Here is a 16,441-nt window from a genome sequence, read left to right as displayed (position 1 = left end):
CACCCCCTCGAACTGCTCCCGCAGCCGCCCGGGGTACGGACCGTACTCGCCTATCGGCAGGTACGGCTCGATGAACTCCCACTGCTCGTCGGTGAGTTGCCTACGTGTCACACCCAGCGTCCTACCAGGTCCCGTCCCCGCACGGGACCAGAACCCGAGATTGATCACGACCTCACACGGGCCCTAGCTCAGGTGCAGAACGTGACCAGCGCCACACTGGATATCTCATGCGGCGTTCACCCTTTCCCGTCCCGCGATGCCTGTAGTGGGCAGAGTCGGGGCGCTGGGTCCCGGCCGGTCACGCATGGAGTGCTGGTGGGTCTGGAGGTGTTGAACGCGGCGGGCGGTTCAGCGGTGATCGTTCTGCTTGGGCTGGTCTTGCGGCCCCGGAAGAACGGCGCGGGGCTGTGGGACGTGCTCCACGAACTGGCCCGCGGACGGACCGCCAGCGGTATGGAGCGCGAGCGGCGCGCCACCCTCTCGGTGTTGTTGCGCAGGCTGCCGGACCGACGAATTCAGGTGGAGGATGCCGTCCACGGACGGCGGACGGTCATCGGGGAACGTGCTGGTACTCCCCGTCGGACGCGTTGACCCGGGCGGCAGGAGGGGGCAGCCCATGGCCCGTGCAGGTGCATTTGTGGCCCGCGCAGATGAATTCGACGAGTTCTTCCTGCGCTGGGAACCGCAGGTCAGACGCTATTTGCTGTGGCTTGAGGGGGACCACGCAGTCATCGACGATGCGGCCCAGGAGACGATGCTGGCCGCACACACCTACTGGGACTACGTCAACCACCTGGAGAAGCCGCAGGCATGGCTGTTCAAGGTGGCCGGCCAGCGACTGCAACGCGTCCAGGCCTCCCGACAACGGCATGGTCTGAGCACCGACCCCGGCGAACTGCCGCAGAGCGAGGGGCCAGACGACCTAGGGTTGAGGGAGAGGGAGCTGATCCTCCTTGAGGCGGTGCGCAAACTACCCGACCGACAACGCACGGCGATCGCACTGCGCTGGCAACTCGACTTACCCAACGATGAGATCGCGGCCGTCATGGCAGTGTCCGTGAACACCGTGAAGACCTGCCTCCGTCTCGGCCGTGACACCCTGGAAATCGTTCTTGCAGACGTCAGCGGAGGTGAACGATGAGCATCGAGCGCCACCTGCACGGTACGGCCACTGCCGTCTCCGAACTGTGGACAGACGAGAACGACACCCGCGCCCGGCTGGCCACCCTGCATGAGCGAGCCAGTCGTGAGACGTCGGACCACGAACAGCCACAAGCCCCTTCCAGGGCACCCCGCAGCATCTCGGCCCGGCCCAGCCCGGGGAGCCACGATCCCCGGCGCCGCGGGGAGCGGCCGCTGAATGAGGTCACCTTCCTGACGGTGGCTGAAGTCGCCAGCATCATGGGCGTCTCCAAGATGTCGGTCTACCGGCTGGTCCACAGCGGGCACCTACCGGCCATCCGCGTCGGCCGCTCCTTCCGTGTGCCCGAACAAGCCGTCTACGAATTTCTGCGTGAAAGCTGGCAGGGCGCCAACGTCGACGGCCTGTGACCACGCTTGGGCTGCCCCGGACCGCCAGCGCCATCGGCTGTACCGATGTTCCCGAGGCCGGATTGAACTGCGAAGACGCTCCCGGGTCGCATCTGATGCGAAATTCTCGCGTCAGATGCGATAGACGGAGAGTGATGGCGGCGGGTGGGGAAGGTCTCGTTCCACGGACGCCCCCGTCCTCCAACTCCGGGAGGCGGGGGGCGGGCGTCGGCGTACCTCGCTCACGTCTGGCACTGCTTCGTCGCGGCTCCGCTCCAGTTGCTCCACGCCCCGCCGGCGGGCCTCACATGCACCCGGATTTCGGCGGTGGCGTTGACGGGGCCGCAGACGCGGTCGGTGTTGCCGATCTCGAACGGGCCGATCGTGGACCTGCGCTGGACGATCGTGCGGCCGTTGCCGAGCTTGACCCAGTGGCCGCCTTCGCGGATCCGGAAATACGCTTCGTAGTCGACGTAGGAGGCGTGGGCGCGGGAGTTGGTGATGACGGCGTGGGCGGTGATGTTCCGCATGAAGACGTGGCCGTCCTTCCACCGTTCGGCGGAGATACAGCCCTGTGCGCCGATGTTCTGGGTCGAGACGGCGCCTCCGCAGGCAATGGCGGTGGCGTGGGCGTCTGCTGGCAGTGCCAGCGCGGTCAGCAGGGCTGCTCCTGCTGTGGCGGCGAGTTGTTTCAGTTCCTACCGCACACCAGTCGCCGCGCTCCTGGAGCGGGCCCACCGCCGGATGGAAGCCGACGGCTGGTGCGCCGGCACCCTCACCAACGAAGACGGCGCGGTCTGCCTGCTGGGAGCAATCCGTGGCGAAGCGGCAGGCGACCGCGGACTGGAAGCCGACGCAGCCCGCGTCGTGCTTGAGGCCATCCGTCGCCGCTTCGGAGACGACGTCGACTCCGTACCGGGCTTCAACGACTCGTGGGAAAGCGGACACGCTCCTTTGCGGATGCTGAACGAGGCCGCGTCGCTGGCCGACGCCAAGGGACTCTGACCGCTGCCCGCGCGGGGCAGTCAGCCGTCCAACTCGATGACCAACTGCCCGTAGTCGTCCACCCAGGCCGGATACACACATCCGTCCACGATGGCCCGGTTGATGAACACCTCAACGTCGGCGTCGGTGTCTATGACCAAGACCCCGTTCTCGTCGGTGTACGCCTGCCACGTCAACCCGTCGGTATCGATCACCGCTTCGAACTGCACCACCGGCGGATCACTTCGAAAGAAGCCCATCACTCCCCCTGCCGCGTCACCGGCTCTCAGCGTGACGCACGCACGGTCCACACAACAGGCCTGACGCTCTCCCCGACCTGCCGCCCTGCACCGACGGGGCGCAGGACGGCTGTGTGACCACGGACTTGGAGTATGCCCGTGCTCGTTCCCCGGCCCGCGCCGCCGGATCGGCCGACCCCGCCCCATGCGTCCTGCTGCGCACGCTGGCAGCAGCCTGAAGTGCCACGGCGGCACCCCGGCCGACGCCGGCAGCTACATCGCTCCCCTGGCCCGAACACACACCGGCTGGCCGCATAAGCGCGAACCCCGCCCCAGCGGCCACACCGGCTGGGGCGGGGCTCACCGCGGGCGGCCCGCGCATCGGCGTAAGGGCCGGCCACCCGCGCCCCTTCACCCCTTCGAGATCAGGGATCCTCTATGCCTATCACGGCCTCCAACACCCACCAGAACCTGACCGACGCCTGCCACACCGTGGCCGGAGAGATCGCCCGCACCGACGGAAAAGCCAGCCTGCTACTGGCGTTCAACGGCGCCGTCCTCGCCGGACTCACCACCCTCCCCCGTGCCAGACTCCCGCTCCTCACGCAGGCCTGCGGGGCATTAGCCGTAGCCGCGCTGGGCGCGGCCGCCGTCCTGCTCCTGCTCGTGGTCCGCCCCCGGCTCAGCGGCAAGGACCAGGCCTCATTCCCGTACTGGGCGCGCCTGGACGACGACACGATCCGCGCGTGCATGACCGGGGACACCCGACCTGCCCGCATCCGCGTCCTGTCCGGCATCGCCGTGCACAAGTACGTCCTGCTGCGGCGCGCTGTCGACCTGTCCCTGATGGCGCTCGTCCTGCTCGCCGCCGCCGGCATCACCGCCCTGTAACCCACACCCCAGAAAACGGAACGAGGCGCACCCCCCGGCCTGGGCAGCTTGGGGTGCGCCTCTCCCACATCCGCCCTTCACGGGCGGGAGGAGGTTTCATCATGCCTGCACCCAGCGTCTTACGGCAGCCGTCCCGCGCATTCCTCGCCACGGCGGCCGCCGTGCCGCTCGCCCTGGCCGTCCTCGCCGACGACGTCCGTGTGCGCCGCCAGCTGCGCGCCGCACGCCGTGACCCGCTCACCGGCCTTGCCACCCGCGACGCCCTCACGAGCCGCATCACCCAGCTCGCCGCCGCCCGCCGCGAGTTGCTGCATGTCCTGGTCGCCGACGCCGACGGACTCAAGACCGTCAACGACAGCCTCGGACACGCTGCCGGTGACCTCCTGATCGCCGCCATCGGCCGCCGGATCGGCGCGTGGGCCCAGGCCCACGACGGCCTCGCCGCCCGCCTGGGCGGTGACGAGTTCGGCGTCGTCGTGCTGCTGTCGCCGGCCGATACCGTCCGCGAGGTACGCGCGCTGCGTGCGCATCTGGCGCAGCCCGTCGACTGCGGCCCCGAACTCCTGCGGCCGGCCGTGTCCATCGGCGTCGCCCGCGCGGTCGACCTGCCCGGCGCGACCGACCCCTCCCGCCTCCTGCGCGGGGCGGACATGGCCATGTACAAGGTCAAGACCGGCAGTGAGGTGTTCCCGTACCTCGCCACGCGGGCAGACGCCTACGCCGGCTCCGTCAACGGACGCCGCGCAGGACGTCCCGGCACGGCAGCCCAGGACCGTACCGCGTGAACACCGCCCGGCCAGCGCCGGCGAAGGGCCGCCGCAGTCGGCGGCCGCTATGGGAGCCGGGTCTCATCCCGGCCCCCGGCAGCATCCTGGACTGGCGCGACGGACGGCACCTCGACCGCTGGCAGAACCTGCCCTGCGTCCTGTGCGCGCGGCTGACGCCGGTGCGCTCCCACTACGGCGAGCCCGTGCACAAGGCGTGCGCTGAGGGGTGGATCGCTGTGAACCCCGCCGAGGCCCGCCGCGGCCATTTCGCCTCCGACGTCCAGCCCAAGCGTCAGCGCGACGACCACGCCTGATCCGCCCTGATCGGAGACACGCATGACCGAGCTTCTCCGGGCGTCCCCCCTTGGGGGACTCGCAGGACGGGGGCGGCGGCAGGGGTTGGGTGCTATCGGAGCGGCGATGGGCGTCATCGCCGTCCTGGCGCTCCTCCTTGGAATGGGAGGTGCTGGCAAACGGCGCACCCGCAGGCCTGCGACGGCCGCTGTCGGGCGGAGCGCTGCCGCGACACGGATGCCTTCGGGAAGGGCATGGCGGCCCATGCCTACGCGGTGCTCGAGATCGCCGCCGCGATCTGCGAGAACACCGGCGCCCAGCAGTAGCCACCCAGGGGTTCTGTAGCAAGTCTGTCATGAGCCGCAATCTCACGGTGTGGGGTGCTGGGTGGGGGTATGTTCAGGGTGTCGTCTTCGGCCGGCTTGGGGGGTGCTGTGGTCCCGGGGGCAGAGATCGCGGTGGGGTATGTGTTCGCGTGGCTGGTCCGTAAGGCGCGCCGGGTGGCGGGGCGTGCGGATGCGGAGGTCGATCAGGCCGTTGATGCGGGGATGGACCGGCTGCACGAGCTGGTCAGTTTCAGGCTCGGGGCGGATTCCGCGCTGGACCGCGCACGCGTGGAGGCCGGGGAAGGTCGTGAGGAGCTGTCGGAGCGTACTCGACGGAGGCTGACGGACGCTCTGGAGGACGCCGCCGAGCGGGACGCAGAGTTCGCCGCGGCGCTGGAGCGGCTCGTGGAGCAACTGGAGTCCCTGCGGGCCCCCGCAGAGGGTGTCGCGGTGGGCGGTGACCACGTCGATTTCCGCTATGGCACGTTCCACGGCCCGGTCCTGGGCAAGGGCGTCCAGCACAACCACGTGGGCGAGGCACCAGGTGATCGATGAAGTCCCGCAGCCAGGGAGGGGAGCCGGCGACGGGGACCACGTCGATTTCCGAGACGGCATTTTCGCCGGTCCGGTCCTGGGCAAGGGTGTCCAGAACATCCATTACGGGGCGTCGCGGCCGCCGGCTGTGTGGCCACACCAGGTGGGGGTGATCCCGCCGCGGGCGGGCTGTTTCCAGGACCGGGCGGAAAAGGTACGGCTGCCTGGGGCCCTGACAGGTGAACAGGCCGCGGTCCTGGTCGGGCAGGACACCGTGCGGGGGCTGGTACTGGCCGGGATTGGCGGGGTCGGCAAGACCCAGCTCGCCGCCGACTACGCCCTTACCGCCTGGGAGGACGGCCACCTGGACGTCCTGGTCTGGGTCACCGCCAGTGCCCGCTCGCCCGTGGTGACCGGCTACGCCCAGGCCGGTGTCGACCTGTGCGGGGCGGACTCCAACGACCAAGAGCAGGCCGCGCAGACGTTCCTGGCCTGGCTCACCCCCAAGGCCGGGCAGAGGCCGTGCCGGTGGCTGATCGTCCTGGACGACGTCGCCGACCCCGACGACCTGCGCGGCCTGTGGCCGCCTGCCAGCCCCTACGGCCGGACCCTGGTCACCACCCGCCGCCGGGACGCCGCCCTGACCGGGGAAGGCCGCCGCCTGGTTGAGGTCGGCCTGTTCACCCAGGCCGAAGCCACCGGCTACCTCACTGCCTACCTGGCCGACCGCGGCCGAGAAGAGCCCGCTGGCCAGCTCACCGCCCTTGCCGCCGATCTCGGACACCTGCCCCTGGCCCTCGCCCAGGCAGCCGCCTACCTCATCGACTCCGGCCAGAGCGCGGCTGACTACCGCACCCTGCTGGCCGACCGCACCACCGCCCTTGCCGATGCCGCCCCCGACCACCTCCCCGACGACCAGGCTCTTCCCCTGGCTGCCGCCTGGTCCCTGTCCATCGACCGTGCCGACACCCTCCGTCCCGCCGGTCTGGCACGCCCCATGCTCCAGCTAGCCGCCTTCCTCGATGCCAACGGCATCCCACAAGCCGTGCTGACCAGCCCACCCGCCCTGACCCACCTTGCACATCACCGCACCGGCCAGGACACCGCCACGGAACCGGCCCCGGTACCGGCCCGGGACGCAGTGCGCGCCCTTCGAGCCCTGCACCGCCTCAGCCTCATCGACCACACCCCCAGCACTGCCCACCACACAGTCCGCGTCCACCAACTCATCCAGCGCGCCACCCGCGACACTCTCACCCACCACCAGCACCACCAGATTGCCCGCACCGCTGCCGATGCCCTCATCGCCGCCTGGCCTGATGTCGAACGCGAAGCCGCCCTCAGCCAGGGATTGCGCGCCAATACCACTGCTCTCACCCGCAATGCTGAAGTCGCTCTCTTCCGGCCTGTACCGCACGCGGTGCTCCATCGAGCGGGCAAGAGCCTTGCCGATTCCAACCAGGGCACCGCTGCCCGTGACTACTTCGACGGCCTCGCTGCCGCAGCATGCCGTCGCCTTGGATCGAACGACTCGTACACCCTTGCCACCCGGCACAACCTGGCAGACTGCCAGGGGACGGCAGGAGACCCCCGAAGGGCCGTTGCCGCGTTTGCTGAGCTGCTGCCCGACTACGTGCATGAACTGGGCCCGGACGCCCCGGCCACTCTTGCTGGCCGGCATAGCCTTGCCCGCTGGCAGGGCGAGGCGGGCGACCCGTCCGGAGCCGCGGCAGCGTTCGCTGAGCTGCTGCCCGACTGCGAGCGTGTCCTGGGCCCGGACCACCTCTACGCCCTCGGCGTCCGCTTCCAGTCCGCCCGCTGGCAGGGCGAGGCGGGGGACGCGTCCGGAGCCGCGGCAGCGTTCGCTGAGCTGCTGCCCGACTACGAGCGTGTCCTGGGCCCGGACCACCCCGACGCCCTCGGCGTCCGCTTCCAGTCCGCTCATTGGCAGGGCGAGGCGGGCGACCCGTCCGGAGCCGCTGACGCCCTTGAACAGCTGGTTGGGACCATGGTGCGCGTGCTGGGTCCGAACCACCCCTCCACCAAAATCACGCAGCTCAACCTGGCTCACTGGCGGGATCAGGCAGGAAATCCGTCCCTGATGGCGGCTGTGACTGACGCCTTCACTCTGATGGCGGAAGCCATGGCGAGAGAGCTGGGACTCAACAACTCCCAGGCCCATGAGGCCCCCGCCAACGTCGAATCCTTGCAGAAGACGGCCCAGGGCATGATCACGCTTGCTGAGGTGCTGGCCCTACAGAAACTCGCGCTGGGCCCGGACCATTGCGACACTCTCACCACCCGGGCACAGCTGGCCGCCCTGCAAGGGGACGCCGGTGACGCGTCCGGGGCCGCGGCGGTGTTTTCTGAGCTGCTGCCCGACTATGTACGTGTCCTGGGCCCGGACGACCCCGGCACCCTCGACGTCCGCTTCGAGTCCGCCCGCTGGCAGGGCGAGGCGGGGGACGCGTCCGGGGCCGCGGCAGCGTTCGCTGAGCTGCTGCCCGACTATGTACGTGTCCTGGGCCCGGACGACTACGGCACCCTACGCGTCCGCTTCCAGTCCGCCCGCTGGCAGGGCCAGGCCGGCAACCCGTCCGGGGCCGCTGACGCCCTTGTGCAACTCCTACCCGACAGCGAGCGAGTGCTGGGCTCAATTCATCCCCTGACCTTCGCCACCCGGAGCGCTCTTGAGCGGTGGCGAGAAGGGGGCGGGGATGCCAGTGGTTAGGAAACGATCTGCTTTCCGCGGGTGCTGGCGGCGGGGGCCGCCGTTCAGGACACTGGTGACACAGAGTCGGACAACCCACACAAGGGGGGTCGTTGATGGCAGCAGCTGACGAGGATGCAGAACACCCCGACGGGGACGGCAAGCGGCGGGCCACTGCTGTAGACGGGCGGCTCCCAGAAGCGCTGCTGCGGCACTTCGCCGAGCGGCTCGCCGACGAGGCCCCCGACGACGCCATGGAATCCGCGGCAACGGCGCCGGACGCTCTGCCGCCGACGCCCTGAGAGGCGGGGCTGCCGCGCTCCTCGGTAGCCGTGGAGGCCTGGCTTGCGTTGCTGCCGCCTGCTGGGGTGCACTTCGAAGTGTCGCGCCTGTGTCGGCGCGTCGTTTCTGCCGCCTGTCCCAGGCCGCAGCCCGGTTACCAATTCGCTGTGGGCCTGACCGGCGAGGACCCGGCGAGATCATGGACGTCCCGCGCCTCCGAGTACCGTCGGCCTCGGCATCCTTTCACCGTCTCCCCTGCTGATCACCGAACTCGCCGGCACTGACGACATCCACCCGCCCGACGCGAGGGCGCGGGCCCGCCCGCGAACACCGGCTCGTGCCCACCAGGCCCGAACCCGACGCTCACGTCAGCCAAGAGGATGGGTGCTCAGTCCAGCAACGCAGCCAGCTCTTGCGCGCCCACCTGACCCCAGTGGTAGCCGAGTTCGATGGCTGTCTCCTCCGCGCGGGAGAGCTCGTCCCACGCCGCCGGACCGTCGCCCAGCCCCTGGTAGAGCCGCGCCATGCACAGCCGGGCGTCCACCTCCGCGAGCCGGTAGCCGCCGCTCACCGCCATCGACAGGGCCTGCTCGAGGTCGGCCCGCACCGCCGCCGCGCGCCCGTCGGCCATACCCAGACGGCAGCGTGCGAGCAGGGCGGTGATTAGCACGTCCCGGCGGGTGATCCCCCGCGCGATGTGGAAGGCCTCCTCGTAGCGGCGCCCCGCCTCGCGTAGCTCGCCCGCGTCCAGCGCCAGGTCCCCGAGCCCGACCAGGCACCCAGTCTCGTCGGCCCGCCAGTCCGCCGCGCGGCTGATCTCCAGGTTGACCTCGTGCACCCGCCGGGCGGCGGCGGTGTCGCCGCGCCGCCGCAGATGTTCGGCGTAGCGGATGCCGCTGGAGCTGTAGAGCGCCGGGACGGGAGTGTGCTCGCGCGCGATCCGCAGCGCCCGCGCGAACGCGGCCGCGGCCTGCGCGTCCTCCCCCCGTAAATGGGCGAGCGCGCCCTCCAGGGTGGCGGCGACCAGCACGTCCTCCTGGTCCTCGGCGCGTTCGGCGAGCGCGTAGGCCTCGCGCACCACCTCCGCCATGGCGGGCAGAGCCCCGAGGCTCAGGTGCAGCTCGCCCATGTTCTGGCAACTCACGGCCGCGTCATGCCAGCGGCCGATGGCCTTGAACGCCTGCATCGCACGCCGCAGCATCGCCGAAGCCTCACGGAGCCTGCCGAGCAGTTGCAGGCAAGTGGCGGCCTCATGGAGGACCCAGCCGCGCGAGGACGCGTCCCGCACCAGCGGTTCGCGGCGCAGCCGCCCCTCGGGGAACAGGTCTGCGAAGCAGGACAGCACAGTCTCGTAGGCATTGAGCTCACGAGTGATCAGACCGCGTGAGCCGACGTAAAGGCGTTCGTCGATGAGATCGCAGGCCTCCTCGAGGGCGCCGGAGGCGCACGCGTGGTGCACGGCCTCGACCACCGGGGCCAGCGACTCCAGCGAGGCGCGGCCGGCCCCGTCCTCGGTGACGGTCTCTCCCGTCGCGTCGGCGGCGGCAGAGTAGCTGTCGAGGTAGTACGCCTTGGCGCGGGCGTGCAGCGCCTCGCGCTCGGGGCCGGTCCCCGCCAGGCTGTTGTAGTAGTCGCGGACCAGGGGGTGCATGCTTGAGCGGCCCGAGGTGTCGCGCCGGACGATCCGCGCGGCCACCAGATGCCGGAACGCCTCGTCGGTGGACTCGCCCGGCTCGCCCGCCACCAGCCGTACGGCCTCGTCGGTGACCGGTGTGCGGAACACGCTGAACCGGGTTAGCAGCCCGCGCTCCTCCCCCGACAGGCACGCGTCGTACTCGCGCAGCACCCGCCGTACCAGCTCGTCGCGTGGCACTGCCGGGTCCGGGGGCGGCAGCGCGGAGATTCGCCGGACATCGCCCTGGAAGCGTTTGACCAGGTACCCCGCAATGAGGCTGAGCGTGAGCGCGTGCCCACCCCAGTCCAGCACGACCTGGTCGAGGGCAGCATCGGAGCCGAGCACCCCGAGATTGGCCAGCAGCGCCCGCCCGGAGGCGACGGACAGAGCGGTGACGTCGATGTGGCGGTAGGTCACATAGGGCACCAGGTCGTGGACCGGCGCGCGCGTGGTGAGCACGCAAAACGACCGGTGCCCGGGTGTGCAGCAGAACGCCAGGAAGTCGCGCAGGTCAGAGCTGGCGACCGTACCGTAGTGGTCGGCGTGCTGATGCTGCATCATCTCGAGCCCATCGAGGACGAACACGAAGCGCCGAAGGCCGAGCAGCGCGGCGACGCCTTCCGCGCGGGCCCGGCCGTCCGGGAACTCCTCGGGGGAGATCTGCCCGCCGCTGACGAACTCCAGGGCTGCGGTGAGGAAGTCGTCAGCGGAGGCGCGTTCGGTGAAGTTCCACCACAGAACGCTGGGCCGCTCACCTTCCTCGGCGCGTTCGACGAGGGAGCCCACCCAGTGGCGCGCGAGGCTGGTCTTGCCCTCGCCACCGAACCCGACCAGGCCCACGACCAGGCAGTCCTCGGAGTCCCACGCGTCGTCCAGCCGGTCGAGCAGCCGGGACCGGCCCACCCACTCTGGGAGCGCGAGCGGGGCGCCGTCGAGCCGGACCACGGGCATCGGGGCGGCTCTGCGCAGCAGGCGGGGGTCGACAAACGGCGGTTCCACGCGCAGCAGCGGCAGTGGGTCCTCGTGCAGCGACACCGCGAGCGGCGTGAAACCAATCACGTCGGCGTTCACCGCCCAAGCGGTGTCCCGGTCTTTTCCTGACACCGCCCCGAGCCAGGTCTCGGAAATCACTCCCACCACCAGGTTCCGCTCGACATCCAGGACAGGCGCGCCACTCATTCCGGCATCGATGTGCGGGGACTCCAGCTGCACCGGGTCCATGAGTAACTGCGTGCCGACGGGGGGTTCCACCTCCCCCAGCACGCGTCCGTGCGCCCAGGCCCCGAGATAGCCCTCCAACCGACGGTACCCGTAACTCGCGAACCTGTGCCACTGCGACCCCGAGGCGCCGCTGATGGACGCCACCCGGTCCCATGGGATGGGCAGGGGGCCTTCGACCTGAAGACAGACGAGGTCATCGGCGGTGTCGACGAAGAACGCGGCCACCCACGCGTGACGGAAGTGCGCGGGGCGGCCGGGCAGCGCGGGGAAGTTGACACCGACCTCGGCGCGGCGGCCCAGCCGCGGGTCGACCCCGGCGGCGCGCACCACATGTGCGCAGGTGGCCACCAGGCCGTTGCGGGAGATGACCACGCCGGTGCCGAGCACCTTGGTGTCGAGGGCGTCGCGCACCTGAACGGTGAACCTGCGGACGTCCTGGAGGATGACCGGCACTCCGGCGGCGGGCCCGGCCTGGCCCGCCGCCGGGGGTCCGTCGAAGACGTGGCCGCCGGGTGGGCTGCTCACGAGGAGGTGGCGCCGCCGCGGCCCCACGCCACGCGCACGGTCAAGGCGGCCTCCGCGCGGGCCTTGGCGATCAGCGCCCCGGACTCGACGTCGAAGGTGATCCCGAACTCGACCTCGACACTCTCGGGCCGCTCGACCATCGACTCGACGGCATGCCGGACACGTTCGGCCATGCCGCGCACGGTGTCCATGGCCTGCTCCACGGCCCGCGCGGACCTGGCGGCCACGTCGGCGGGGGACAAGGTCACCTGGCGGACGCTGCCGGGCCGGGCCGTGAAATCCACCAGTACCATTGGCGGCGGCCCGCCGACTGCCGTCGGCCCGCCGCCCGACTCATCGGTCAGTGCGCTCATGTGTGGCCCCCGCCTGCGCTCTCCACCCGGACGCGTCGTTTCAGCATTGTGGGTCCGGCCACGACGGGTCAACAGATTCCGTGTGGTTCCCCAGAACAGGGTGCATCGTCGGGCGCACGTCACCCACCCGTGCGCCGGTGTCGCGCGCCGGCGCTGCACGGCCTGGTCGGCGGGCGCACGGAGCCGTCGCGCCGGTGACGCTGTCCGCCCATTTTCTGCTCCTCGCCCGTCGCCGGCCCCTACGCTTGACTCGCGCCGCATGCGAGTGCGGCGCCCAGCCTCACGACCGCGGGGGTGTGCGTGACAGTTGTGGCCGACGAAGCCCGGCGCTTCAACGCGGAACTCGCCGCGCGGTTGAGCGCCCTGCCCGACCTGTGCGAGACCGACGACCCGGTGGCCACCCGGGAAGCCGAGGAGCGCGGCGAGGCCGTCATCTTCCCCACCCCGGTCCGGTTGCCGCACGCCTCGACCGCTTCGTGGGGTGGCGTGCGTGTGCGGGTGTTCACCCCGCCGCAGGCGGGCGGCGTGTACCTCCACTTGCACCGCGGCGGCTGGACCCTCGGCTCGGCCGCCCTGCAGGACCTGCGGCTGTGGGAGCTGGCCCAGGCCGCCCGGGTCGCGGTGGCAAGCGTCGAGTACCGCTTGGCCCCGGAGCATCCCTATCCCGCGGGGCCGGACGACTGCGAGACGGCCGCGCGGTGGCTCGTCGAGCACGCCTGGGACGAGTTCGGGACGGACCGGCTGGTGGTCGGGGGCGAGTCGGCCGGAGCCAACCTGGCAGTGGTGACGCTGCTCAGGCTGCGCCAGCACGGCCTGAGCAGCGCGTTCCGGGCAGCCCATCTCACCTACGGGGCGTACGACGCCGCCCTCACCCCGAGCTGCCGCAACTGGGGCGAGCGGAACCTGGTCCTGTCGACCCCGATCATGGCCTGGTTTTACGACAAGTACCTGCCGGGGCTGAGCACCGAGCAGCGACGCGCCCCGGACGTCTCGCCCCTGTACGCGGACCTGCGCGGCCTCCCACTGGGGCGCTTCGTCGTCGGCGAGGAGGATCCGTTGCTGGACGACTCACTGTTCATGGCAGCGCGCTGGCGGGCGGCGGGTAACCACGTCGAGCTGGACGTCGTGCCCGACGCCGCGCACTGCTTCGTCGAGTTCCCCATCGCCCTCGCCGCCCGCGAACGAGCCCGCCAGGCGGCATTCCTGGCGGCGGCGGTGGCGGACGCGTGAGGCCGCCCGGCTCGGCGGTCCGGACGCATACAGATCGACGACATCCGCATCCTGTCCTCGTAGTGCTGGCCACCGCACTGCCCATCGGCTGCTCCGCCTTCCTCGGGGAGGCGGAGCAGGCGTGTCGGGCCTCTTGAGCGCCACTTCGGGCCCGTATCCGACTGGTGCTTCCGGCGTACCGACCCTGTTTCTCTGGCAGACCTCAGCAAGCTGCGAGCCCGCGGCGTCCGCGGAACCCCGCTGCTCAGCACCGCCGAGCCACAATGGCTCTTCGGATCAGGTGGCGCAGACGACGCAGTGCCTGGTTCCTCCACGTGACGCCGTTCCTCGACACTGATCTCGACGACCGGGACAGCACGGCTGGCGTACGCCCATCGCCTGTATCGGCTTCGCACAAAGCGGGAACAACCGGGAGGGCATCCCGGTACCGTCCGTAACCAGGGGATGTGACCGAGGGTCAGGTCCTGCGCGGCGCTGCGCGCCACTCGGGGGAAGGCGGCTACTCCATGACATGGTGGCAGTTGCCGAAAAGGTCACTGGCGAATCGGGGGGTTCGGTGACTGTTCAACCCGGCCCGGTCGGGAGCCGGAGGCTGCGGTGGATCTCCAGGACCGCCGTTGAGCGGTTGAGCGTGATGTAGTGCAGACCGGGCGCCCCGCCGTCCAGGAGGCGCTGGGCCAGTCTCACCGCGTGTTCGACACCGACGTGGTGGGACTGCGCGGGATCCCGGCGGGCCGCCTCCAGGCGCCGGGCCAGCTCCGCGGGGAACGTCGCACCGCTGAGCCGGGCGAATCGGTGGATCTGATCGGCGTGCGTGGCTGGGATGATCTCCGGGATCACCGGCATGTCGCAGCCGGCCGCTGCAAGCCGGTCGCGGAGCCGGAAGTAGTCCTCAGCGCGGAAGAACATCTGGGTGATCGCGAAGTCCGCTCCGGCCCGCCACTTGGCCACGAAGTGCCGGATCTCGTCGTCCCAGCACGCGGACCGGGGATGACGCTCCGGAAAGGCCGCCACTCCCACGCCGAAGTTACTGGACTCCCGGATGAGCCGTACGAGGTCCGCGGCGTGCCGCAGCCCCTGCGGATGCGGGCGCCACGGCCCCAGTGGATCGCCGGGCGGATCACCGCGCAGTGCGAGAATGTCACGGACCCCGGCGTCGGCGAATTCCCCGATGATCCGCCGGAGTTCGGCGGTCGACTGGCCGACGGCTGTCAGATGGGCTAGTGGTGTCAGGGTCGTCTCCTCGACGATCCTTCGGACAATCGCGATGCTACCGTCGCGGGACGTTCCCCCAGCGCCGTACGTGATCGAGACGAACGACGGCCCCAGGCGTTCCACCTGGCGTAGTGCCGCCCACAGGACGGCTTCCGCCTGCGGGGTGCGCGGCGGGAAGAACTCGAAGGAATACGAGCGCCGGGACGATCTCAGGGCCGCGGCGACGCTTCTCGGGGGTGTGGCAAGAGCGGTCATCGGACCCCCGGCAGACTCCGTGCGACGGCGGCCGCCTCCGGCCCGTAGGCTGCCGTGAGCACGGCCGTAAGGGTGTCCCAGTCGACACTGCTCCCGTATGTCTGGGGGCCGACGCTCTCCAGCGCACAGGTCGCCAAGGCGGAGCCGATCTGTGCGGCGTTGCGCGGGTCCAGACCGCATACGACGGCCGTGAGGAAGCCCGCGCGGTACGCGTCCCCGGCCCCCGTGGGATCGACGGCCGTCCGGGCGGGTACGGCCGCGACCTCCACCGGCGGTTCGCCGGCTCGGTCGACCCTGCTCCCCTTCTCGGCGAGGGTGGTGATCCAGGCACCGGTCCTGGCCAGCACCTCGTCCTCCGTCCACCCGGTCCGGGACAGCAGGAGCGCCCGTTCGTAGGCGTTAGTGAAGAGGAACCGGGCCCCGTCGACGAGCCGTCGTGCGGCGTCGCGGTCCAGCCGGGCCAGTTGTTGGGAGGGGTCGGCGGCGAACGGGAGGCCCAGGGCGCGGGCCGCGTCCGTGTGCCGCAGCATGGCCTCCGGCTGGTCGGCGCCGATGTGGACGAGTGCGGCGCCGTCCAACTGGTGGACCATGCCGGTGAGGTCGAGTTCCACGGCCTCGTCCATGGCGCCGGGATAGAAGGAGGCGAGTTGGTTGCCGTCCCGGTCGGTGGTGCACAGGAAGCGGGCGGTGTGCCGGGTGCCCGATGTGCGCAGATGGCTCAGGTCCACGCCGGCGGACCGCAACCGCTCGGCGTACGGCGCGAAGTCGGCACCCACGGCCGCGACCAGCGCGGGACGCAGACCGAGCAGGGCCAGGCCGTAGGAGATGTTGGCGCCGACGCCTCCGGGACGAACGTCGAGCGCGTCGACCAGGAAGGAAAGGGAGACATGGGCCAGTTGATCCGCGATCAGCTGCTCGGTGAAGCTCCCGGGGAACGTCATCAGGTAGTCCACGGCCACGGACCCGGTGACGAGGACGGTCCGTTCAGACATCTGCGGCCTTACGCAGGGCGTCCACCCGGTCGGTGCGCTCCCAGGTGAAGTCGGGCAGCTCGCGGCCGAAGTGGCCGTAGGCGGCCGTCTGGGCGTAGATCGGGCGGAGCAGGTCCAGGTCGCGGGTGATCGCGGCCGGGCGGAGGTCGAAGACCTCGGTGATGGCCGCCTGGATGTTCGTCACGCCGACCGTCTCGGTGCCGAAGGTCTCGACGAAGAGACCGACCGGCTCGGCCTTGCCGATGGCGTAGGCGACCTGGACCTCGCAGCGGGAGGCCAGACCCGCGGCGACGACGTTCTTGGCGACCCAGCGCATCGCGTACGCGGCGGAGCGGTCGACCTTGGACGGGTCCTTGCCCGAGAAGGCGCCGCCACCGTGGCGGGCCATGCCGCCGTAGGTGTCGATGATGATCTTGCG

At 70.7% G+C, this 16,441-nt stretch carries 18 protein-coding genes; 11 read left to right on the top strand and 7 right to left on the bottom strand.

Features of this window, described 5'->3' with window-relative positions; all coding sequences use genetic code 11:
- Nucleotides 1-315 precede the first annotated feature (315 nt).
- From ACWGKT_RS46910 to ACWGKT_RS46900, 3 genes are all read left to right on the top strand, one after another.
- Complete coding sequence (locus ACWGKT_RS46910) at nucleotides 316-591, top strand: hypothetical protein (RefSeq protein ID WP_453278573.1); 276 nt, start codon at nucleotides 316-318, stop codon at nucleotides 589-591.
- Nucleotides 592-616: 25 nt separating this feature from the next.
- Nucleotides 617-1,141 (top strand): RNA polymerase sigma factor, encoded by a 525-nt coding sequence (locus tag ACWGKT_RS46905; RefSeq protein WP_453278572.1) that lies wholly within the window; start codon nucleotides 617-619, stop codon nucleotides 1,139-1,141.
- A 158-nt stretch (nucleotides 1,142-1,299) separates the two neighbouring features.
- Nucleotides 1,300-1,551 carry a helix-turn-helix domain-containing protein gene (locus tag ACWGKT_RS46900; protein WP_453278575.1) on the top strand — a complete coding sequence of 84 codons (252 nt, stop codon included), beginning with the start codon at nucleotides 1,300-1,302 and terminating at the stop codon, nucleotides 1,549-1,551.
- Nucleotides 1,552-1,772: 221 nt separating this feature from the next.
- Here ACWGKT_RS46900 and ACWGKT_RS46895 read toward each other — a convergent pair whose 3' ends face one another.
- Nucleotides 1,773-2,060, bottom strand: a complete 288-nt coding sequence (locus tag ACWGKT_RS46895) for a hypothetical protein (protein ID WP_453278571.1) — start codon at nucleotides 2,058-2,060, stop codon at nucleotides 1,773-1,775.
- Here ACWGKT_RS46895 and ACWGKT_RS46890 point away from each other — a divergent pair.
- The gene (locus ACWGKT_RS46890) at nucleotides 2,059-2,535 is read left to right on the top strand and encodes a DUF6197 family protein (RefSeq protein ID WP_453278570.1); all 477 of its coding nucleotides are present in this window, start codon (nucleotides 2,059-2,061) and stop codon (nucleotides 2,533-2,535) included. The genes ACWGKT_RS46895 and ACWGKT_RS46890 overlap by 2 nt on opposite strands.
- Nucleotides 2,536-2,555: 20 nt before the next feature.
- On the opposite strand, the gene ACWGKT_RS46885 is transcribed toward ACWGKT_RS46890, so the two are convergent.
- On the bottom strand, nucleotides 2,556-2,747 hold the full coding sequence (locus ACWGKT_RS46885) for a hypothetical protein (RefSeq protein WP_453278569.1): 192 nt from the start codon (nucleotides 2,745-2,747) through the stop codon (nucleotides 2,556-2,558).
- Nucleotides 2,748-3,191: 444 nt separating this feature from the next.
- On the opposite strand from ACWGKT_RS46885, the gene ACWGKT_RS46880 reads away from it, so the two are divergent.
- From ACWGKT_RS46880 to ACWGKT_RS46855, 6 genes are all read left to right on the top strand, one after another.
- On the top strand, nucleotides 3,192-3,644 hold the full coding sequence (locus ACWGKT_RS46880) for a Pycsar system effector family protein (RefSeq protein WP_453278568.1): 453 nt from the start codon (nucleotides 3,192-3,194) through the stop codon (nucleotides 3,642-3,644).
- A 101-nt stretch (nucleotides 3,645-3,745) separates the two neighbouring features.
- Nucleotides 3,746-4,429 carry a GGDEF domain-containing protein gene (locus tag ACWGKT_RS46875; protein WP_453278567.1) on the top strand — a complete coding sequence of 228 codons (684 nt, stop codon included), beginning with the start codon at nucleotides 3,746-3,748 and terminating at the stop codon, nucleotides 4,427-4,429.
- Nucleotides 4,426-4,725, top strand: coding sequence for a hypothetical protein (locus ACWGKT_RS46870; protein WP_453278566.1), 300 nt, complete (start codon nucleotides 4,426-4,428; stop codon nucleotides 4,723-4,725). The genes ACWGKT_RS46875 and ACWGKT_RS46870 overlap by 4 nt, the downstream gene beginning before the upstream one ends.
- Nucleotides 4,726-5,172: 447 nt before the next feature.
- Nucleotides 5,173-5,586 carry a hypothetical protein gene (locus ACWGKT_RS46865; protein WP_453278565.1) on the top strand — a complete coding sequence of 138 codons (414 nt, stop codon included), beginning with the start codon at nucleotides 5,173-5,175 and terminating at the stop codon, nucleotides 5,584-5,586.
- 148 nt (nucleotides 5,587-5,734) lie between these two features.
- Nucleotides 5,735-8,296 carry a tetratricopeptide repeat protein gene (locus tag ACWGKT_RS46860; protein ID WP_453278564.1) on the top strand — a complete coding sequence of 854 codons (2,562 nt, stop codon included), beginning with the start codon at nucleotides 5,735-5,737 and terminating at the stop codon, nucleotides 8,294-8,296.
- 95 nt (nucleotides 8,297-8,391) lie between these two features.
- Nucleotides 8,392-8,577, top strand: a complete 186-nt coding sequence (locus tag ACWGKT_RS46855; RefSeq protein WP_453278563.1) for a hypothetical protein — start codon at nucleotides 8,392-8,394, stop codon at nucleotides 8,575-8,577.
- A 368-nt stretch (nucleotides 8,578-8,945) separates the two neighbouring features.
- Here ACWGKT_RS46855 and ACWGKT_RS46850 read toward each other — a convergent pair whose 3' ends face one another.
- Nucleotides 8,946-11,978: a trypsin-like peptidase domain-containing protein gene (locus tag ACWGKT_RS46850; protein ID WP_453278562.1), complete on the bottom strand. Its 3,033-nt coding sequence runs from the start codon at nucleotides 11,976-11,978 to the stop codon at nucleotides 8,946-8,948.
- Nucleotides 11,975-12,271 carry a CU044_2847 family protein gene (locus ACWGKT_RS46845; RefSeq protein ID WP_453278574.1) on the bottom strand — a complete coding sequence of 99 codons (297 nt, stop codon included), beginning with the start codon at nucleotides 12,269-12,271 and terminating at the stop codon, nucleotides 11,975-11,977. Before ACWGKT_RS46845 ends, ACWGKT_RS46850 begins: the two co-directional genes overlap by 4 nt.
- Nucleotides 12,272-12,631: 360 nt before the next feature.
- On the opposite strand from ACWGKT_RS46845, the gene ACWGKT_RS46840 reads away from it, so the two are divergent.
- A complete protein-coding gene (locus ACWGKT_RS46840; RefSeq protein WP_453278561.1) occupies nucleotides 12,632-13,561 on the top strand; it encodes an alpha/beta hydrolase in 930 nt (309 codons plus the stop codon).
- Nucleotides 13,562-14,125: 564 nt separating this feature from the next.
- Here the strand turns inward: ACWGKT_RS46840 and metF are convergent.
- The 3 genes from metF to ACWGKT_RS46825 form a co-directional block, all read right to left on the bottom strand.
- On the bottom strand, nucleotides 14,126-15,031 hold the full coding sequence (metF, locus tag ACWGKT_RS46835) for a methylenetetrahydrofolate reductase [NAD(P)H] (protein ID WP_453278560.1): 906 nt from the start codon (nucleotides 15,029-15,031) through the stop codon (nucleotides 14,126-14,128).
- Complete coding sequence (locus tag ACWGKT_RS46830; protein ID WP_453278559.1) at nucleotides 15,028-16,023, bottom strand: carbohydrate kinase family protein; 996 nt, start codon at nucleotides 16,021-16,023, stop codon at nucleotides 15,028-15,030. Before ACWGKT_RS46830 ends, metF begins: the two co-directional genes overlap by 4 nt.
- Nucleotides 16,016-16,441, bottom strand: a 426-nt coding sequence (locus ACWGKT_RS46825; protein WP_453278558.1) for a methionine adenosyltransferase domain-containing protein, incomplete at its 5' end; no start/stop codon positions are given. The genes ACWGKT_RS46830 and ACWGKT_RS46825, both read right to left, overlap by 8 nt.

Source organism: Streptomyces sp. NPDC054794 (genome assembly GCF_053611585.1).
The sequence above is the reverse complement of the archived record's forward strand: the minus strand, read 5'-3'. Positions and strand labels throughout refer to the sequence as shown.